This window comes from Hungatella hominis (assembly GCF_014288005.1).
GTDB lineage: Bacteria > Bacillota > Clostridia > Lachnospirales > Lachnospiraceae > Hungatella > Hungatella effluvii.
In genome coordinates this window covers 202,481-222,504 of sequence record NZ_JACOPB010000008.1, presented here as the reverse complement: position 1 = coordinate 222,504, position 20,024 = coordinate 202,481, and the positions used below count along the sequence as shown (strand labels likewise).

Annotated in this window: 17 protein-coding genes; 14 read left to right on the top strand and 3 right to left on the bottom strand. The window is 41.8% G+C overall.

Annotated elements, in window-relative coordinates:
- Nucleotides 1–6 precede the first annotated feature (6 nt).
- The 3 genes from H8S75_RS18280 to H8S75_RS18270 form a co-directional block, all read right to left on the bottom strand.
- Complete coding sequence (locus H8S75_RS18280) at nt 7–357, bottom strand: ArsR/SmtB family transcription factor (protein ID WP_187022871.1); 351 nt, start codon at nt 355–357, stop codon at nt 7–9.
- Between the two features lie 11 nt (nt 358–368).
- The gene (locus tag H8S75_RS18275; RefSeq protein ID WP_187022870.1) at nt 369–1,142 is read right to left on the bottom strand and encodes a nitroreductase family protein; all 774 of its coding nucleotides are present in this window, start codon (nt 1,140–1,142) and stop codon (nt 369–371) included.
- Nucleotides 1,143–1,222: 80 nt separating this feature from the next.
- On the bottom strand, nt 1,223–1,465 hold the full coding sequence (locus tag H8S75_RS18270; protein ID WP_187022869.1) for a hypothetical protein: 243 nt from the start codon (nt 1,463–1,465) through the stop codon (nt 1,223–1,225).
- Nucleotides 1,466–2,123: 658 nt separating this feature from the next.
- Between H8S75_RS18270 and H8S75_RS18265 the strand changes: the two genes are divergently transcribed.
- The 14 genes from H8S75_RS18265 to H8S75_RS18200 all read left to right on the top strand — a co-directional run bounded on the left by H8S75_RS18265 (nt 2,124) and on the right by H8S75_RS18200 (nt 20,015).
- Complete coding sequence (locus tag H8S75_RS18265) at nt 2,124–3,191, top strand: glycoside hydrolase family 172 protein (RefSeq protein WP_243270316.1); 1,068 nt, start codon at nt 2,124–2,126, stop codon at nt 3,189–3,191.
- Between the two features lie 34 nt (nt 3,192–3,225).
- Entirely contained in the window at nt 3,226–4,686 is a 1,461-nt protein-coding gene (locus tag H8S75_RS18260) for a glycoside hydrolase family 32 protein (RefSeq protein WP_279288690.1), read from the top strand.
- A complete protein-coding gene (locus H8S75_RS18255; RefSeq protein WP_187022867.1) occupies nt 4,683–5,666 on the top strand; it encodes a LacI family DNA-binding transcriptional regulator in 984 nt (327 codons plus the stop codon). The genes H8S75_RS18260 and H8S75_RS18255 overlap by 4 nt, the downstream gene beginning before the upstream one ends.
- Before the next feature lie 30 nt (nt 5,667–5,696).
- Nucleotides 5,697–7,379: an aryl-sulfate sulfotransferase gene (locus H8S75_RS18250; protein WP_187022866.1), complete on the top strand. Its 1,683-nt coding sequence runs from the start codon at nt 5,697–5,699 to the stop codon at nt 7,377–7,379.
- 28 nt (nt 7,380–7,407) lie between these two features.
- Complete coding sequence (locus tag H8S75_RS18245; protein ID WP_187022865.1) at nt 7,408–8,718, top strand: ABC transporter substrate-binding protein; 1,311 nt, start codon at nt 7,408–7,410, stop codon at nt 8,716–8,718.
- Nucleotides 8,719–8,754: 36 nt separating this feature from the next.
- Nucleotides 8,755–9,642 carry a carbohydrate ABC transporter permease gene (locus H8S75_RS18240; protein WP_187022864.1) on the top strand — a complete coding sequence of 296 codons (888 nt, stop codon included), beginning with the start codon at nt 8,755–8,757 and terminating at the stop codon, nt 9,640–9,642.
- A 71-nt stretch (nt 9,643–9,713) separates the two neighbouring features.
- Nucleotides 9,714–10,601: a carbohydrate ABC transporter permease gene (locus tag H8S75_RS18235; RefSeq protein WP_187022863.1), complete on the top strand. Its 888-nt coding sequence runs from the start codon at nt 9,714–9,716 to the stop codon at nt 10,599–10,601.
- Nucleotides 10,602–10,802: 201 nt separating this feature from the next.
- A complete protein-coding gene (locus H8S75_RS18230; RefSeq protein ID WP_025530155.1) occupies nt 10,803–11,129 on the top strand; it encodes a thioredoxin family protein in 327 nt (108 codons plus the stop codon).
- Between the two features lie 37 nt (nt 11,130–11,166).
- Nucleotides 11,167–12,084: a thioredoxin-disulfide reductase gene (gene trxB / locus H8S75_RS18225; RefSeq protein ID WP_187022862.1), complete on the top strand. Its 918-nt coding sequence runs from the start codon at nt 11,167–11,169 to the stop codon at nt 12,082–12,084.
- Nucleotides 12,085–12,716: 632 nt separating this feature from the next.
- Nucleotides 12,717–14,309, top strand: coding sequence for a DUF5597 domain-containing protein (locus tag H8S75_RS18220; RefSeq protein ID WP_243270332.1), 1,593 nt, complete (start codon nt 12,717–12,719; stop codon nt 14,307–14,309).
- A gap of 8 nt (nt 14,310–14,317) precedes the next feature.
- Complete coding sequence (locus tag H8S75_RS18215) at nt 14,318–15,166, top strand: carbohydrate ABC transporter permease (protein ID WP_187022860.1); 849 nt, start codon at nt 14,318–14,320, stop codon at nt 15,164–15,166.
- 59 nt (nt 15,167–15,225) lie between these two features.
- A complete protein-coding gene (locus H8S75_RS18210; RefSeq protein WP_187022859.1) occupies nt 15,226–16,017 on the top strand; it encodes a carbohydrate ABC transporter permease in 792 nt (263 codons plus the stop codon).
- Between the two features lie 50 nt (nt 16,018–16,067).
- Nucleotides 16,068–17,399, top strand: coding sequence for an ABC transporter substrate-binding protein (locus tag H8S75_RS18205; protein WP_187022858.1), 1,332 nt, complete (start codon nt 16,068–16,070; stop codon nt 17,397–17,399).
- Between the two features lie 957 nt (nt 17,400–18,356).
- A complete protein-coding gene (locus H8S75_RS18200) occupies nt 18,357–20,015 on the top strand; it encodes a histidine kinase (RefSeq protein ID WP_187022857.1) in 1,659 nt (552 codons plus the stop codon).
- The last annotated feature ends 9 nt before the right edge of the window (nt 20,016–20,024 follow it).

Sequence of the window (20,024 nt, the reverse complement as noted above, 5' to 3'; positions counted from 1 at the left end):
TGTTTTTTATAGCTGCGAACTGATATGACGTATGCTCGCATAAATGAGGTTGATCAAATCAGCAATCTCTTTCCATTGCGTTCCGTCTACACTTAAATAGTAGTAGTTCTTTGTCCCCTCTTTCCGCATTGCAACAATCCCGGATTCCTTTAATATTTGCAGATGGTGGGATACGGAGGGTCTTGTAAGATGTGCTTTCTCTGCAATTTCACCGACTCGGATTCCGGACAGATCGCTTTCCAACAGCACCAGCAGGATCAGCTGTCTTGTTTCATCGCCAATGGCGGTAAATGCGTTTCTGCATTTCTGAAAGCCATGAACGATTTCTAACAGGTTCTCATCACATTCTTTTGCCATTACCGGCCTCCTTATCGATAGCTGACGTCTAATTTTTCACGCGGTGCAGAACGGAGAAATTTAACGGCCGAGTAACCCATTACCAGGGTCATGGCGGCTCGTTTTCCTTTTGGTATGTTCAGCGCCTTTTTTATTTTGTGCGAAGCATTAACCGCCGTTGTGAAAAATCCGCTGAATAGTACGCCGAGACCATTAGCCTCCGCGACAAATTCCATATTCTGTGCTGCGAGAATACCGTTTGTTTTTTCTTTTGCCAAAATAACAATGACAACAGGCGCGTTGAAAAAGAAGAAGTTATCATCAATCTTATTATTTCTTGCCATGGGACTGAACAAATCTGCTAATGGCTTTAACTTCCGAAAGAGGCTGACCGCCATTTGCTCGATACGATTTTTTTCACGATCTAGCACGATAAAGGATACATCCTGCATATTCTTCGCTGTATGCGTAAGTCTGCCCGCTTCCAAAATCTGGCTGATTACTTCACTGGGAATTTCTTCCTGCTTAAATTGCCGGATGGTCCGGCGGAAACGGATAACATTTAACACATCGTCCGGATTCAGACGGTTCTCTTCCTTTTTTACGATCTGTTCCACAGAATAATTGGTGATGGAAATGGCTTCCTTTGGACAGACTGCGCTGCATTGTCCGCACATGAGGCAGTGATCGGATAATGTTTTTGCTTTTTTATAATTGATGATAATATTATGTGCAGCGCATACTTTCGCGCAAACACCGCAGCCAATACATTTTGTTGAATCAATCGATACCTGATGTCCTTCCATATTTCAGACTCCTTTCGTTAAAGTTCATGAACCATTATAACGAACAGGAGCATGCAATACAACATCGGTAAAGAAATTCATTACCGATAATCGTTACGGAGGGGGATATCCCGTTGCAGATACTTCGCCGTAATGCTTTTCCCGCGCAGCCTCATCTCCTCCGGTGTTCCCTCAAACATAACGCGTCCGCCGGAATCTCCGCCATCGGGACCAAGATCGATGCCCCAGCCGCTGTCCCTCGCCGCCCGACAGAGTGGTGAGAGACTGCCCCAGCTGGAGGTAGCCCAGCCCCACCTCCTGAAGAAGTTCCAGGATTCCGGCATCTCCATTCTTTTCGGACAGACGCCGGAGAAGAATAGGGAAATGCGCAGAACGTGTAGACATCCGTCACAGTTCCGGCGGTGGCGCGCGGATTTTTATTACTGTCTGTCTGGTAAATTACAATCGCAGGCGACACGCCCTGTATGCGTTCCACCTTCGGCTTCTGAATCCCCTGTAATGACATGGCTTCCAGGTACTGTCTCTGACATTCCTGAAAAAGAACGTCTATGAGCAGTGTGGACTTGCCGACTGACATGGATACCGCCTTTCTGCCCTGTTCCATCCGTGAGACAGCTTTGCCGATGATGGATGAAGGCTCCTTTCAATTTATCAGTGTGTGCTGATTCGATGATGTTATTCAGAAATTGGATATCATAATTATAGCAAGCGGAGAGTGAGGGGGCAAGAGAACGATGAAAGAATAAAGCTATGAATAGAATTACATTATTTACGTGATATTCACTAAATGTTGATTGAAAATATTGTGCAAAGTGTTATTGACAACCGGTTGACAAAATCATAGGAACGAGATATAATGATGATATCAAAGAAATGACAACCGGTTGACAATTTTAAAAAGCCATCGACGCCGATGGCAGAATGGAGAAGGATATGAAAGATTTATGGACACCATCGAGCCCATTAGGAGGACTTCCAATTTTGCGTGATGCTATATCAAAGCGGCAGCCCAGCTATGATGTAACGGGGGGGAACAAAGACTACTGGTTTCTAAAGAAGGGGGATACTGCTAAAATTGTCGATATTCAGGGGACTGGCTGTATTAAGCACATATGGTTGACAGCAATGTGCGGCGACAAATACTTTTTAAGAAAAATATTACTTGAGATGTACTGGGATGATGAAGAAACTCCCAGTGTACAGGTTCCATTGGGAGATTTTTTCGGCGTTGGTCATGGTTACTGTAAGCATTATACATCATTGCCAATGAACATGGTATTTGCAAAAAACAGAAGGGGACCAAAGGGGACGGTCTGTGCAGCATTTAACTGTTACTTTCCAATGCCGTTTCAATCAGGTGCAAAGATAAAAATAGTCAATGAAGCGGACGCGGATATTGATAACTTATTTTTCATGGTAGACTACGAGCTATATGATGAAGAACTGCCTGATAATTACGGGTATTTTCATGCGCAGTTCCGTCATGAAAATCCCTGTAAGAAGGTGGAGTATCCGAAGAGCAGCAGTAAGCCAGCTGTGGGAGACCTTCCAGGAAAGAATCTTGATGGAAAAGAGAATTATATAATTCTTGATGCAAGCGGACGAGGCCATTACATCGGCTGTGTTTTGAGTATCGATAATATTGACGCCAGCAATCAGGATTACACATGGGCTGGTGAGGGGGATGACATGATTTTTATCGATGACGAAATTTGGCCGCCCTCATTACATGGCACTGGAACAGAAGACTATTTTTGCGCTGCATGGGGATATCCAAGTGATGAATATGCGGGCCCTTACCATGGAATCACGCTTTTAAGCGATCCATATGAATATTATGGAAAGAGTACAACGTATCGATGGCATATTGAAGATCCGGTTCATTTTAAAAAATCTGTTCGCGTGACAATTGAACATGGCCATGGAAATGGACAGGCCAACGAGTATTCCAGCGTTGCATACTGGTATCAAAAAGAGCCGCATAAAGCATTTCCAGAGATGGAGTCGGCAGAACAGCGCTGTGCAAGAAATATTCCGCTTAATATCTGATTAATCATATTAACTAAGGTAGGAGAAAATTATTATGTCTTATCCGATTATAGCCAGCAGTAAGTGTACGGATCAGGAGGCGTGGAAAGCGTTAAAACAGGCGCAGGGACAGGCAGAAAAGGATTGGAATCGTCCGGTTTACCATTATTGTCCGCCTTCTCAGTGGATGAACGATCCAAATGGCGGGATATGTCATGATGGCTGGTATCATCTGTTCTATTTGCAGGATCCGTTTTCTGCAGATGGATTTTCAGCAGCAATTATGCCAGATGGAGAGATACTGAAGGGAGAAGAAAAGCCTAACCGTTTTTGGGCACATATTCGTTCCCGTGATCTTGTAAAGTGGGAGCCTCTTCCATTTGCGCTGCGGCCTGACAGAGATAACAATGAAATAAAGCCAATTTCAGGCAGTGTGATTGAGCGGACAGACGGAACACATGCATTATTTTTTACATCTGTCCGCTACAAAAAAGAAAAATATGATCAGTGTATGGCAATATCAAGAGATGGACTGATTAGCTGGGAACGGCTGGAAAGACCAGTGTTAGCCATGCCGGATGATCCGGAGATTGAGCAAAGCTGGAGAGATCCTTACGCCTTTCAATATAACGGTGAGTATTATCTGGTCGTTGCAGCAGCTACAAAAAGTGAGGCGTTGCTGTTGCTGTATCAAGCAAAAGGAGAAGATCTGATTCAATGGAAATATCGTGGGATTCTGCTTTCGAAACCAAGGGAAAACGTATATTACTTTGAATGTCCGCGTTTGTTTGTTATGGGAAAGGAAATTCTTCTGATTTTCTCTCCATATGGTAATGTAAAATATTATCTTTGCGATTTTATACCAGAAAAATGCAGCTTAATGGTACGGAGGGAAGGTCTTATCGATTATGGTTCAGTGGCATATGCAACTCAGCCGATTGAGACGAAAAAAGGAGAGTTTGCGTTGCTTTCCTGGGCACCGGGATGGTTCTCACCCAACCTGGTGAAATTTGAGAACTGGAATGGGTGCCTGTGTACTCCGCGTAGAATTACGATATCAGAGGAGGGAAAGTTATTACAGAAACCAATGACAGGTATGATAGGACGATCCTGTGATTACATAGAGGCGAGTATAAAAGCGGATTCTATGGAATGGTTAATTCCGGCTGCCTTTGAGATGCATCTTCATTGTGATCATGCTGATAAGCTGCGTTTTCGGCTTCTTTTTATGGAGGACTGCAGTGACCGCCTGTTACAGGAAATTGCAGTTTCAAATGGAAAAATTACTGTAGAGAAGGCAACATTCCAATATGAGAATGGAATATTGGATATTCGAAGCTTATGTGACCATTTTCTGTGGGAATATTTTTTGCAGGATGGAGAGTTTTGTTATACAACGCATCTTCCGAATACACCCCAAAGGATCAGAATGGTATTGAAAGCGGAAACAGATGGACTGAAATTGGATTCTTTAAAGGTCTGGCTGATAAAAAATAAGGAGGTACCTGCTGAATGACAGTAAAAATCGAAGATGTGGCGGAACGTGCAGGTGTATCTGTAACTACCGTTTCACGTGTCATGAATAACAGGGGAGCAATATCAGAAAAAACAAGGGAAAAGGTAATGGAAGCAATCCATGAATTGGATTATCATCCGAGTCAGATTGCCAGAAATCTATTTAAGCAAAAATCCCATATTATTGGTGTTATAGTTCCAGATGTCAGTCACAATTTTTATGGTTCAGAGGTAAAGCATATTGAAAGGAATTTGTGTGAAGCAGGTTACAGGCTGCTGCTGTGCAATACAAAACAGCAAAAGACACTGGAACAGGATTATATCGATATGCTGCAGTGCAATAAGGTAGATGGGATAATTATTGCCAGCCATACACAGGAAAGCGAGGCATATCAGCAGCTTCATCTTCCTTTGGTTTCGATAGACAGAAACCTTGGAGCAGATATTCCTGTTGTATCGTCTAATCATTATCAGGGGGGAATTCTGGCAGCGGAAGAACTGCTTCGTTGTCAATGCAAAACGGTTGTGCAGGTGGTGTGTGATACATCAATACCAAAACCTTCAGATGAACGTCATATTGCATTTAAAACGAGACTCGGTGAGGCAGGAATCCGCTGCGAAGAAATAAATATTCCACTGAATACGTTTGATTTTGATGATTATATAAAGGTCTCTAATACGCTGTTCGACACTTATCCAAAAGTGGATGGAGTGTTTTGTGCAGATAATATTGCGTGTGCTGTATTAAAAACAGCGGTTCAGCGAGAATATGCAGTGCCGAAACAGATGAAAATTGTCGGATACGATGGAAATGATATTGCTAAAATGGTTACGCCAACGTTAACGACAATACGGCAGCAAACAGAAATCATAGCAAAAACGGCAGTGGATATTCTGCTTAGAAGGGTGGAGGGAAGCGAGGTGACGGGAACGTATAAAATTCCGGTGCAGTTTGTACAGGGGGAAACAACGGCAGTATAAATTTTATAGGGGAAAAGGAGAGGAACAGAAATGAAACAGATATCAATAGATCCGCGTCGCTCTGCAAAGCAGGGGATTGATCTTAATCACGAGACTGTGAAGAGACATACTGAAATTTATAATAAGCTTATCGAGGATATTCCACGAAGTTCACAGGGAACTGTCTGGTTGAATCCTTACGGTACGGCACCATTGTCGGGGTATTTAGGAATCTGGTCGGAATCAGAGGAGAAAATACAAATTTATATAACAGATAATATAGGGAAGTCAATACCTGCATGCTATATCTGGAATACTGTTAAGGGAGCAAATTTAATTCCGATACTTGGAATGGTACCAGGTTCTGTGAACAGAATTGAGGTGTCTGTATCAGGCAATAATAAAAATAAGTATAAAGAAGTATTCAGTATAGAGACTGCCCCACTACCACCCACTGACAGGGAGATTGCGGTTTATCCTAAAGATGCAAGATTTGTTGGATTTCCAATTTACGAAGTGACAGTATCCGCAGACGATATCCCGGAGACTCTGTCAGAACTATATTTTACGGCATTTGCAGCCAGATATAATACGGGAGCAGATGATCGGGGTATGGTCAGATGGTATACCACAGATGATATCCCGGCCTGGAATTTCGAACGTCTGTCAAATGGCCATTTTCTGTCCGCCGCACCGGAATTTGATGAAGGAAAACTTCTTTATGAGTTTGATATGGTGGGAAGAGTTTATAAAGTTTTCGTGCTGGATAACCAGTGCCATCATTCTGTACTGCAATTGCCGGACGGAAATATATTACTTCCATCTGAATATACGGGAGAAAGCCGGGAAGATGGGCTCTCGATCATTGATTATAAAACAGGGATCGAACTTGCCTATTACGATATCAGGGAGATTCTGGATACGAAAAGGCCGCCGATTCCAAAAACTGTTCCCGTAAAGGACTGGATACATATTAATCAATCGTATTGGGACACGGTAAATAATCTTCTTATTTCATCAGGACGTCATCAGGGCATATTTGGAATTGACAAAGACACCGCGGAACTTGCGTTTATTCTGGCCAGTCATGAGGATTGGTCAGGAGAGTTCGAAGAATTTCTTCTCACTCCTGTGGATGAATCAAAAAATCCGCTATATGATCTTTCTGATCCCAATGACATAGAAAATGCGAATAAAGAATTCTGGCCATGGGGCCAGCATGCAGTGGTGGAGATTCCGAATGCTACCAAAGGTATTGCAGAATTTCTGGTGTTGGATAATGGCAATTATCGTTCCAGAATTAGAGAACATGCGCTGACTGCTGAGGAAAATTACAGCAGAGTGGTACGATATCGCGTGAATCTAGATGAAATGACTGTGACAAAAGTGTATGAATATGGGAAAGAAGAGGTAGGAAACAGGGGATATAGTTCCTATGTGAGTAATGCGGAATTGTTGGAAAATGGAAATTATCTGGTCAATTTTGGCGGGGGGACCTTTGATGAAAATGGGAGACGCCGGACGACAATTGATGGCTTTGCAGATATTTCAGATCCGCTTTCTGGTGAAATGGTTCAGGGAATGGTATTAATTCAGGAAGTAAATCCGATTACTGGGAAACCAAGACTGGAATTTACATGTACTTCAGGGCGGTTTAAAGGTAAGGATGAGGGAAAGAAGTTTACCGTGGATCTGTATAGCTTCCGGACACATAAGCTTACACTGATCCCATAAACAGTATTTAAAAGGAGAAGGATTTAAAATGATGATTAAAAAATATATGGCATTTATACTTGCAGCGGCTGTAGCCGTTTCTGTTATGGCAGGATGCTCTGACATGCCGACTGAAAAAAAAGAAGGAGCAGCAAGTGAAGCTCAGAAGACAGAAAAAAAAGAACTCGTTTTCTGGATCAGGGGGAGTGAAAACGAGAATATCAGCAAAGTATTGTCTGAGGACGTGGACTTGTATAATCAGAAGCAGGACGGACTCTCAAATGTTACGGTTGAGTTTATACCATATGCCGATTTCATTACCAAATATAATGCAGCATTCGCAGGAGGGACGGCGCCGGATATTATCGATACAGGTGAAATAGCTTTACGTGTCAACTTAAACCAGCATGAACCGTTGGATGATTATATTGCTCAATGGGAAGATAAGGGCGAGGTTGCTGATTATCTGGATGCAGGATATATGGAAGGCAAGACATATGGGGTACTTTTTTCTCCAAGTACGTATTTGTTCTTCTGGAGAAAAGATTATTTTAAAGAAGCTGGCCTCGATCCGGAAAGTCCTCCAAAAGACTGGGAAGAGATGATGGAGTACGCTAAATTATTGACAATAAAGGACGGAGATAATGTAGTTCGGGGCGGTTTTAGTGTTGATGTCACCTCAAATCAGGCTCCGATGCTGTTTACTGTGCTGGCACGCCAGGCTGGCAGCCATTTGTATGATGACACTACGGGAGTACCTGCATTTAATGACAAAGGAGGGGTAGAGGCACTCCAGTATATCCTGGATATTGCACCATATTCCAAGCTTCATACTCCTGCACCTGGTGCGAATGAACCGGTTCCATTTATTGCAGGAACTGCTGCTATGGGCTATGTAACGACAGAGACCATCTCAACTATGCTTACCAATGACCCTTCTATGAAGGAAAAGATAGGGGTAGCGGCATATATTCCCAAGGCAGGAGGAACGGATATTACATGGAGTGGTTATCGTCTGTATGCCATAAGCGCTGGCACAAAATATAAAGATGAAGCGTGGGATTTTATCAAATATAGCATGTCGGAAGAACGCATGCGTGCGAAGATGGAAACGGCTGATGTGGTTCCTGTGCGTAAGGGATTACAGAAGGAATTTGAAAACATGGACGAATTTATGCATCCAGCAATGGTAAAGGCGGTTTCAGTGGGAGAATGCTATCCAAAGAAGGAGTGGGCTTCCTCATATAATGGAATTGCTCTTCGGGATGCACAGCAGGAAGCGCTTTATGGACAGAAGACGGTACAGGAAGCATTGGATGATGCTGTAGACAGAATTAAGCAGGATTATAATCTTAAATAGACTGTTGCTTTTTATAGAACAGGGAGGCCATGATAAATGCAAAGAGGAAAAAGGCATACAGGACATATTGATTATCTGGGATATTGGATGATCCTTCCTTTTTATCTGATATTTCTATTTATTTACCTGGTACCAATCTTTGAGACGTTTTTTAATAGTTTTACCGATTATGACCTGTTTTCAGCTAGAAAGATGGTCGGACTGAGTAATTATTTTGCACTGATGAAGGACAGCTATTTTGCAATAGCAGTTAAGAATACTCTGGTATATGTGATTTTTAATTTGGGATTAACTATGGTTTTGGGGCTTTTGTTTGCAGTCATGTTAAATTCCCGAATCGTAAGGACATCCTATGCTCGTGCTGCCTTTTTTCTTCCGTATATCGCGTCAATGGTGAGTGTTTCAATTATCTGGATATGGCTTTTTGATGCGGATAAAGGTTATATTAATCATTTTTTAAGGTTGTTTGGCATGGAGGGGAAACACTGGCTGACCGATCCGGGGCTTGCGATGCCGGCCATTATCATAATGAGTGTATGGAAGGGCTGTGGCTATAATATGCTAATTAACCTATCGGGACTGCAAAGTATATCAGAAACGTATTATGAGGCTGCAAGCTTAGATGGAGCGGGAAAAATACAGACGTTTTTCCATATCACACTACCTCTGCTAACTCCAACAACATTTTTTCTGTTCGTGACGGGAATGATAAACAGTTTCAATATGTTTGAGCAGGTTCAGGTAATGACGAATGGGGGACCGCTTAATTCTACCACGACAATTGTTCATCAGATATATATCCGTGCCTTTACACAATATAAGATGGGATATGCCTCTGCTCAGTCAGTAATACTGATTTTAATTATTCTAATACCAATTCTGCTTAGTTTCAGGCATTCGAAAGCGGAAGATATGGATTTGTAGGTGAAGCTATATGGTGATTTCGCCGGCTGGATATCCGGCGAACACCTACTATTAAATAAGGAGACTTGCTTATGCTGCAGACATGTACCCTTCAATGGAGAAAACAACGTCTGAAAATAGGACTTACGCTGTTGATTATTATGTTGTCCATTATATTTCTTTACCCATTTTTTGTTATGTTGATGACATCTTTTAAAAGTGCTGCTGAATTTCAGCAGGCAGGCTCTAATCTATTGCCGCTGCACTTTACACTATCTAATTACACTGGCGCGATGAAGACCGGAAACTGGCTGCGCTACTTTGAAAATAGCCTGTTCATAACCGCAGTTACAGTGGCTTTAAGCATTATACTGAATTCTATGGCAGCTTATGCTTTTTCCAGACTCCATTTTCCAATGCGGGATTTCCTGTTTGCTTTTTCTCTTGTTGCGATGCTGATACCTGAACAGGTTATTATGATACCGGTCTTTTTGCGGCTGCGTGCTTTCCCGTTTGCAGGGGGAAATAACTGGCTTGGCCAGGAGGGAACAGGACTCTTAAATACTTACTGGGGTCTGATCCTTCCGTTTATAGCACATCCGTTTGGCGTTTTTTTCTGCCGCCAGGCATTTTTATCTTTTCCGAGTGCACTGGACGAGGCGGCTGTTTTAGATGGGTGTTCAAAATTTCGAATTTTCTGGAACATCTATCTGCCACTCAGTAAGCCAACATTGGTTACATTGGCACTTTTAAAAGTGGTTACTACTTGGAATCAGTATACGTGGCCACTGATATTGACAAACAGCGACAGCATGAAGACGGTACAGTTGGCCCTCAGCAATTTTTCAACAGAGTTTACAACAAACTGGGGGTATTTATTAAGTGCAACAACATTGATCTTACTTCCTGTAGTAGTGCTCTTCCTGTTCTTTCAGAAATATTATGTGAGTGGGATTATGACATCAGGAATAAAAGGATGATATAGCGCTGTTTAAATACAGCAGATAAAAGCCGGTCTGGGTGATCGGCTTTTTATAATTGATCGTCTAATAAAAAATATATTATAATCAATAAATTACGAAAAACCCCTTGACAGTTCATACTGTAACTAATATAATTACAGTATGAACTGTATCTGAGAAAATAACAGTAGTTACAGCAGAGGGAAAGGAGCAGCAACGATGGATATCATGACAATTAATAAAGATAATTTTGACAAAGAGGTACTTCAGGCAGAAAAACCGGTGGTTCTGGATTTCTGGGCGCCGTGGTGCGGTTACTGCCGCAGACTGGGACCTGTGGTGGACCGTCTGGCGGCACAGTATGAAGGAAAGCTTCTGGTGGGCAAGGTTGATATCGATGAGAGTCCGGAACTGGAGGAGAAGCACGAGATCGAGACGATCCCGACACTGATCGTATATCAGGGCGGTAAGGCGAGCGAGCCTCTCATCAACCCGGGTTCCATGACAGAGATTGAGGACTGGCTGAAAGAGAACGGCGCGGTTTAAAACGAAACAATAACTGTTCGCAAGAGGAGAATACGATATGAACGATAAAATATATGACGTTGTCATCATTGGCGGAGGTCCTGGCGGCTATAGTGCGGCACTTTACTGCGCAAGAAGCGGCATGTCGGTCCTGGTGCTGGAAAAGCTGTCGCCGGGCGGTCAGATGGCGACTACCGGTCAGGTAGATAATTATCCCGGATTTGAAGACGGAATCGACGGCTTCGAGCTGGGAGATAAGATGAAAAAGGGCGCCGACCGTTTCGGTGCGGAGACTTCTTTTGACGAGGTGATCCGTGTGGATCTTCAGGCCGAGCCGAAGAAGATCACGACTACAGGCGGTGAGCTTCTCACAAAGACGGTGGTGATCGCCACCGGCGCTTCACCGAGAGAACTGGGACTGCCGGAAGAGAAGAAGCTGCGCGGCCGGGGAGTGGCATACTGCGCGGTATGCGACGGAATGCGGTATAAGGACAAGACTGTCGTGGTATCCGGCGGCGGCAACAGCGCGGCGGAGGATGCGTTATTCCTGGCAAAGATCTGTAAGAAAGTATATCTCGTTCACCGGAGAGACGCACTGCGTGCCTCCATGGTATACCAGAATGCGCTGAAGGACAGCCCGGTCGAGTTTTTGTGGAATAGTCGTATTGAAGAGATTTTCCACGAGAAGAAGGTGACGGGAGTCCGCCTGGCCGATGTGAAGACGGGGGAAGAGAGGGAGATCGCCTGCGACGGCGTCTTCGTAGCGATTGGACGAGTGCCTGACACCGCAGTTTTTGAAGGACAGGTGGAGAGAAATGAACAGGGATATATCATCGCGGACGAGACGACCAGGACGAACGTACCGGGGGTATTTGCGGTTGGCGATGTGAGAACAAAACCGCTGCGCCAGATCGTTACAGCCGCTTCAGATGGAGCTGTGGCCTCTAAGTTTATTGAAGAATTTATTCAGAAATAATAAAAAATGTGGGCAGTAAAGCCTCCTTAAAAGGCAAAACTAATATCTTTATTGCTGAGTTGGATGTTGTGGGAATTACAAGACATGAAACAGTGGTTCCCATTTTGAGAGTGTCGGCTCTTGCATTCCTTTATTTGCTGGGCAAGGCAGAGGCGGAGGGACTAAGCGGAAAATCGTAATATATTTCTGCATAGTAAACTGTTTCTGGTGTAGAGAAAGCTTAATATGTAGTGGATTTTGGTCAGAAGACAGAATGAAGGGACTGTGACCAAAGTCACATAAAAAAGAACGCTTACAGGTATGTAACCTAGAGGCGTTCTTTTTGTGGTAAAATTAAGCTGCTATGAATAACATTACTGAGAAACATTATAGCCTAAAACAGGGAAGATTGCCAAGCAGATTAATATCCTGTTTTTTGCTGCATATCAGTGAAACAGGGGACTGTGTTTTTGCGCGCTAAAGCAAAGAAGGCTTTGCACAAAACTGAGAGTGAAAGCGGGTAAACATAGTATTTCAGCGTAAAATATAGCATTTTAGCATGAAAATACCGCATGATAGAGCGGAATACTAGGCAATATGCAGACAGCATTGTAAAATAAGCTTATTCAAATCAGAGAGGAAGTGAACATGTGATGAAGAGCCTGTTTCAAGTAAATGGAGCTCCTTTTTTCTCTATAGGAGGGCAGACAAATAATTCAAGTACCTATCATGCAGAGGCAATGCGGCAGGCGTTTAAGGGAATTGAGGTAATGGGAATGAATACAATCGCCGCACCAGTGTACTGGGAACTCCTGGAGCCCAGAAAGAATGAATACTGTTTTGAACAGATAGACATGATTCTGGAGGAGGCAGAAGCCAGAAAGCTGAAAGTAATACTTTTATGGTTTGGGTCGTGGAAAAATGGGGCATCTCACTATATACCGCAATGGATGAAAAGAGAGAAAGAAACATACAGGGTCTGCAAAAATAAGAGTGGAATGGATACAGCGATTCTGTCTCCGCTGTGTAAGAAAAATATGGAAAAAGATGCGGAGGCATTTGAGAGATTTGTACGGCACGTGAGAGAGAAAAATGCAAATGGAACTGTCCTTGCTCTTCAAGTTGAAAATGAACCAGGACATTTGGGGACCCCCAGGGATTATTCCGAGACTGCAAATCAAGTCTTTGAATCTCTGATTCCTGAAGAGTTGTTTCAGTGGATCAGGACTTTGAGAGAGGGTTCAGTATATGACTGCGTGTCAGAACATAACTGTGAAGAATGGAAAAACTGGCAGATGACGTTTGGATTTCACGCTCCGGAGATATTTTCGGCCTATTACGTATGCAAATACATTGAGAGAATCGCGGAAAGAGGAAAAAGTATCTATGATATTCCGATGTATGTGAATGTATGGGTGAGAGAGACTTCAAACCGGATTGCCGGTATTGATTATCCGTCGGGAGGTGGAACTTCCCTTGTGCTCGATTTGTGGAAGGCATTTGCACCCCATATTGACTGTATTGCTCCAGATGTTTATTTTGAGTCTTATGAAATCTACAATGAAATTTGTTCGATTTATAAGCGGGCCGATAATTTGTTGTATATTCCGGAATCGAAGGCGAATGGGAATAATGGCAGACATCTTTTGCGGATGATCGAAAAGCATGAGTTGTCATCGGTTCATTGTTTTGCTATAGACAGTATTTTTGACGGAAAGGGGATTATAAAAGAGGAATGTCTGGATTATAAAGATACGATATCTGTTCTGCTAGCCATGAAACCATTAATTGAAAAGTATCATGGAACAGGGCGAATCTATGCAGTCGCTCAGTATGAGGGAATGGATTCTCAATTTATTGATTTTGGTGACTATTATGGCAGAGTCTACTATTTAAATTGTATTAGCGATGAGGCTTATATTCATCTGGATCCCAGCCACAATGAAGAGGAATATATTTCACAGATTGCCAAAGGTCTCATCATTTATGAGGGAAATGGAAGTTTCTATCTTGCGGGAGGCGGATATAAACTGGTACTGATAAAAAAGACTTCTTTGGAAGAAATGTCGGACATTCTTGTTTCCTATAAGCAGATTGCAGCCAGAAATATCAGCTATATCAAGGTGGAAGAAGGCTATTTTGATGAAGAAAACAGATTTAAAGTTACGAAAAAAAGGAACGGAGATGAGTCTGATATGGGGTTGTGGGTGGAACCGGATATTGGAGTTTTGCATGCAGAACTGTGAGGAAAAGTATGAAAAAAAGAGATATCAGTAAATATATATTTTTATTACCTGGTATGGCTTTCTTTACGTTTGCCTTGCTGATCCCCTTTCTGATGGGGATTCATGTGGCTTTTACCGACTGGAATGGGATCGCGAAAGACTACCATTTCGTAGGATTTCAAAATTTTAAAACCATGCTTTTAGACCAGCGTTTGTATGGGCCGATACGTAATACATTGATTTTTGCATTATTGGGTACCATTGGAAATAATGTACTGTCACTGTCACTTGCACTTCTTATTCATACAGAAACAGGAAAATTCGGAAAGCTTGCCAGACTTATTTACTTTGTTCCGGTATGTTTTTCGGCTATATTGACAGCCTTTTTATGGAAATTTATGTTTGGCGAGGTTTTCTTAACGCTGTTTGGAATTAAAAATCTTTTGGGAAATAAGTATATGGCGATTCCTGCTATTGTCGTGATGGGATTATGGAATGGAGCAGGAGTCAATATGCTGATCTATTTATCTGGACTTAAGAATATTCCTCAGGATTATTATGAAGCAGCTATGATGGACGGAGCAAATGCGGTCCAAAAGTTTCGGGGAATCACATTACCTCTCCTTATGCCCTCCTTTACAGTCTGTATTACACTGACAGTGACGACATGGCTAAAAGAATTTGCTACCACCCTGGCGGCAACGGATGGAGGACCGGCAGGCGCCTCCAGGACTATTTCCATTTACATTTATCAGAATCTCTACAGTTACCATAAAGCAGGATATGGACAGGCGGTATCGCTGGCTTTTCTGATTCTGTTGGTTGCGATCGGTTTGGGAATTTCTGCTTTTTTTAGAAAAAGAGAGGTGGAACTGTGACGGAAAGTTTTAGAAGGGGAAAAAGGATGTCGACAGGGAATGTATTGGGGAGAATTCTAATGTCGTTGCTCGTTCTGTTCTTTTTGTTTCCTATCTATATGGCAGTGCTTACTGCGTTTAAAACAAAACCGGAAATTGCAGGTTCTGTGCTGGCAATGCCGAAAGCGCTTTATCTTGGTAATTTTGCAGAGGGAATTAAAAAAAGTGATTTTTTTCGTGCTATATACAATACATGTATCGTTACTTTTCCGTCGGTACTGCTGATCGTAATTTGTTCCTCAATGTGCGGTTATACGATAGCACGCAATGGAAAGAGAACGTGTCTGATTAGAAGTATCGACAAGCTGTTTCTGGCTTCCTTAATGATTCCCTTTCAGATCATTATGATTCCAGTATATAAGATATTCAAAACCTTAAATTTACAGAATAATCTGATTGGAATGATCCTTATGCTGACCGGAACGAGTATTGCATACTCCTCATTTTTATATGTGGGATTTGTAAAGTCTATTCCGTTGGATATCGAAGAAGCAGCTTTGATTGATGGCTGCAACAGGTATCAGACGTTTTTTAGAATCACGTTTCCATTGCTGAAGCCGATATCGGCGACGGTTGCGGCGCTTCATGTTATGTGGCTGTGGAATGATTTTAATATTGCACTTATCTTACTGCAAAAGGATGGAGTGCGGACTCTGACAGTAAAACAATTTTATTTTTTTGGACAGTATACCGCAGATTATGGAGTTGCGTTTGCAGTAACTCTATTGTCAATGATACCGGTAGTCATATTTTTCCTGTTTATGCAGAAGTATATTGTTAAAGGTATTGCGGCAGGGGCGGTTAAGAACTGATACTTTAAAAATCAGAAAATAGCCAGTCAGATGGCAGGATGGAGGACGTTATGAGAAAGAAAATAATGTATGCAGCTTTGGGCGCAGTCATGGTTTGGACGCTGGGGGGATGCCAGAAAGCACCTGAGGTAAAAGAAGAACAGAATAGTACGGCACAGCCGCAGACAGAAGCATTGACGGAACCGGAATCTGTGGAGACGACAGACGGAAAGAAAATAACCATTACATGGCTGAATCATATGCAAGAGGAAGGGAAGAAGGCATGGGTCGAATTTGTGGTTCAGAAGTTTGAAGAAGAAAATCCTAATATTAAGGTTAACGTTGAAACTGTTGGGGCTGACAGTTATGTGACTGTGCTGCAGACGAAAATTGCGTCAGATGATGCGCCGGCGGTGTTTGATCTATATACGAATGAAGATGTTGTTATGTATCAGGAATCAGGGTATTTATATGACCTGGTCGAAATTGAAAATGTAAAGAATGTAGATGAGCAGCTTTTGACCTCTGGACAGGTAGACGGGGGACAATTTGGGATTCCTATGGAAACAAGTGGTTACGGTGTATTTTATAATAAAGATATCTTTGAAAAATATGGTATGAGTGAACCCGGAACACTGTCAGAATTATATCAGATATGCGAAAACTTACAGGCAGAGGGCATCCAGCCATTTGCGGCTCCCATGGGAGAACAGTGGGCTTTAGCACTGTATGCAAGAACGGTAAATGATCTGATCTCCGTTCAGAAGGACAAGGAGTGGTATGTGAAAAAGGCCAGGTTGGATAGCAGTTTTAAGGGAGATGATGATTTTAAAAAGGCAATGGAGATTTATTTCAGTTTTAAGCCTTACTGGGGAGATGATCCTTTTGGAACCTCGTGGGATAATGCACAGGATATGATAGCAACAGGAAAATCGGCAATGCTGATCCACGGTTCATGGGCCGTTGACGGTATATTATCTAAGAATCCAGACTGTAATATTGGCGTTTTTCCAATGCCGGTAAGTGATAACACTGCAGATGCAAAAATGATTAAAGAACCAGGGACGATGCTGGTATGTTATAAAAGTGATGATCCCAATGTTTTAAAAGCCAGCGCAGAACTCTTTAATACTATTTTCTCTATGGAGTCTCAAAAAAAGTATGCAGAAGAAGCAAAACAAATTCCTGCAGTGGCAGGGGAATATAATATGTTGGAACCGCTGAAACTGATTATGGATTATCCAGAAGATCAATCCTTTGTGGAATCAGGAGTTCAGAAATTTACTAATGAGTATGAAGACATATTCTATGAAACAATATCGGCAGCATCCATGAATGATACCTTGAATGCAGACTCGCTTTGTGATGAACTCGACAAACAATTCTCTGTTCTGATAAAATAACTGGTGATAACCAGAGGAAACAGCCTTCTTGACTGTTTCCTCTGGTATCTCTATAATAAGAATATGAAAAAAAAGACACTGTATTTGATAAATGGGATCACTCTTATACTGATATTACTTCTAATTATTTATATTACAAACAATTATATCCGGATTTTTGACCGATCTTTATTTGGAATGCAGCAGTTTATTATTTCTCATGAGATACTGATTACTCTGCTGAAAAAGACGATTATCAGTACAGTTTTGGTGGTAATGGGTCTGGCATGTATTTGGCTTTATCTGCTGTCTTATGAATCACATAAATTTTTAATATATGCTGTTACTTTCTTTATTAGTGCGGGGGTCTGTATAACGATATGGGATACAACGGTGATGTTCCTTGCAGGCAGGGAGGTCTCTCGGGTTTGGAACCGGGCAGGAGATATATGCCTTCTGCTTTTTTTGGCATTGTTTTACTGTCTGGGGATAAACAGGTATAAAGTAACCAGACCATTAAATCTCGTTCATATGATCTGGGGGATTACGATGTTGGCATCTGCAGCCATTCCGGTAATCAGACCGATAGAGGCTAATAAGATTATGCAGATGGTTAGTATAGGCTATTGCATAATGACTGTATATATTTGTGGATATTTTTTCTATAGAAAGCAGAAAATAAGAAGCAACGATTTTTTAATGATAATATCTGCCTGTGTGACAGGGGGATTATCATCATTTGCAAAAATGAAGACATTATCTGCTGCCCACAGCTTTTATAGAAATGTGCTGCCTTTTCTGATTTTGGTGGTCATCATGTTTTTCTTCCTGGATTTTTACCAACGTCATAGGACAGGAATTTTATTTGGCAGAGAGAATAATCGAAAACTACATGATCTTACCAGACACAAGGAGAGGATCACGGAACTGATTATTGATTATTGCCAGCGTCCGATTAATCTTCTAAAATCCATTTCCATGAAGCTAGAGAAAAATTATAACAATTATGAACCTGAACAGGAATATCTGCTGAGTCAGATGGACGGTTACTTAAATGAGATCAACCGATATGTAAAAAATGTTGGGGAATACTCAGGTATCTATATGAGTACAATTGAACAATATAATGTGTCTGTCAGTATTTATGTATTGATTAAAAATGCGCTTAACAGCCTGGAGGCGGAAAACATCAGGTGGGACTACAGAGAACGGAATCTGGAAAAAAACTTGGAGGGAAAGCTGATAACAGGAGATCCATTTCAATTGATCGACGCAAACCGAAAGATACTGGAATTCCTCTGTCATTATCGTAAAAATAATCGTCTGGATATCGAAACGGTAATCGGTGACGATTCTGTTGAGATTCTGTTTGGAATTACAATTGATCAGATCAAACGTCGTGAACTGCACAGAATTTCCAGGATATTTTCGAAAAAAACTTTTGTATCTTCTCTGGTGGAGCAGGAACTGGTTCCAATATCTATAGCAAAACAGTCGATTGAGCAGAATCACGGAAAAATTTGTTTCGAACAGTCAGGTGATCAGTTATCCATATCCTACAGGCTTATGCTGGCAGAAGAAAAAAAGAAACCGGAGGCAGAGCCGGAAATTGAAAAAGCATTTTCTGATGCGGCATATCACGTTGTTTTGATTAGTGCACTGCCTCAGCAGATAGAGTTGATCGAAGAATACCTGATATATGAAAATTATGATGTAAAAACCTTTTCATCTGCATCTGAGGCTTTGAGATATATTGAGGGAACCAGAGATATTAATATAGTCATTGCGGGTGATATGTTTGGCGAAATGGATGCTTTATCTGTTTGCATGGAGATTCGGAAAGAGTATGCTTTAGAGCAGCTTCCGATATTAATGATTTCACATGAAAAGCAGCGTGTTCTGAAAATGGAACCATTTTTATATGTAAACGATATCATTTATGAACCGTTTGAATATATAACTCTTATGCAGAAACTGCATTCACTGATTATACTTCAGGAATCTGCGAAAGAATCCATGCTATCCAGGCTTGATTTCCTTCAAGCGCAGATGGATCCACATTTCATATTTAACACGATCAGTACGATTATGCCGCTTTGTATGGAGGAACCGGAGGAAGCATACCGTCTGCTCGGCTATTTCAGCGAATATTTAAGAGGCAGCCTGTATCATAAAGGACTCAATACAACTATATTGTTGGAGCAGGAACTGGAGCTGATTCATGCCTATTTAAATATACAGGAAGTCCGGTTTAGCCATATGATTCGCTATATACTGGTAAATGAGGTGGATGAGACAGTAAAGATTTTACCATTAATTGTGGAACCTATTGTGGAGAATAGTGTGAAGCACGGAAGAATTACAGGTAAAGAGCTGCTGATTCGTATGGAAATACGAAGGGAAGGGAATGGAATCCGTTTTATAATTGAAGATAATGGAAAAGGCATGAGTGAGGAAAAGGTTCAAGCGGTTTTACAGGATAACAGTGAGGAAATATCGAATGGCTCATATTCAATTGGTCTGATGAATTTGAGAAAAAGACTTCAGATTTATTACCAGTCAGTTCTTAGAATTGAAAGCAGTGAGGGAGAAGGCACGAAAATCAGTTTTACCATACCCAGTGATAGTGTCAGATAATGGGGGGGA

What these genes read in the sequence shown, in the direction of transcription:
- H8S75_RS18280 (WP_187022871.1), bottom strand. Translation starts at nt 357, where the DNA reads ATGGCAAAAGAATGTGATGAGAACCTGTTAGAAATCGTTCATGGCTTT.
- H8S75_RS18275 (WP_187022870.1), bottom strand. Translation starts at nt 1,142, where the DNA reads ATGGAAGGACATCAGGTATCGATTGATTCAACAAAATGTATTGGCTGC.
- H8S75_RS18270 (WP_187022869.1), bottom strand. Translation starts at nt 1,465, where the DNA reads ATGCCGGAATCCTGGAACTTCTTCAGGAGGTGGGGCTGGGCTACCTCC.
- H8S75_RS18260 (WP_279288690.1), top strand. Translation starts at nt 3,226, where the DNA reads ATGTCTTATCCGATTATAGCCAGCAGTAAGTGTACGGATCAGGAGGCG.
- H8S75_RS18255 (WP_187022867.1), top strand. Translation starts at nt 4,683, where the DNA reads ATGACAGTAAAAATCGAAGATGTGGCGGAACGTGCAGGTGTATCTGTA.
- H8S75_RS18250 (WP_187022866.1), top strand. Translation starts at nt 5,697, where the DNA reads ATGAAACAGATATCAATAGATCCGCGTCGCTCTGCAAAGCAGGGGATT.
- H8S75_RS18245 (WP_187022865.1), top strand. Translation starts at nt 7,408, where the DNA reads ATGATGATTAAAAAATATATGGCATTTATACTTGCAGCGGCTGTAGCC.
- H8S75_RS18240 (WP_187022864.1), top strand. Translation starts at nt 8,755, where the DNA reads ATGCAAAGAGGAAAAAGGCATACAGGACATATTGATTATCTGGGATAT.
- H8S75_RS18235 (WP_187022863.1), top strand. Translation starts at nt 9,714, where the DNA reads ATGCTGCAGACATGTACCCTTCAATGGAGAAAACAACGTCTGAAAATA.
- H8S75_RS18230 (WP_025530155.1), top strand. Translation starts at nt 10,803, where the DNA reads ATGGATATCATGACAATTAATAAAGATAATTTTGACAAAGAGGTACTT.
- trxB (WP_187022862.1), top strand. Translation starts at nt 11,167, where the DNA reads ATGAACGATAAAATATATGACGTTGTCATCATTGGCGGAGGTCCTGGC.
- H8S75_RS18220 (WP_243270332.1), top strand. Translation starts at nt 12,717, where the DNA reads ATGAAGAGCCTGTTTCAAGTAAATGGAGCTCCTTTTTTCTCTATAGGA.
- H8S75_RS18215 (WP_187022860.1), top strand. Translation starts at nt 14,318, where the DNA reads ATGAAAAAAAGAGATATCAGTAAATATATATTTTTATTACCTGGTATG.
- H8S75_RS18210 (WP_187022859.1), top strand. Translation starts at nt 15,226, where the DNA reads ATGTCGTTGCTCGTTCTGTTCTTTTTGTTTCCTATCTATATGGCAGTG.
- H8S75_RS18205 (WP_187022858.1), top strand. Translation starts at nt 16,068, where the DNA reads ATGAGAAAGAAAATAATGTATGCAGCTTTGGGCGCAGTCATGGTTTGG.
- H8S75_RS18200 (WP_187022857.1), top strand. Translation starts at nt 18,357, where the DNA reads ATGAAGCTAGAGAAAAATTATAACAATTATGAACCTGAACAGGAATAT.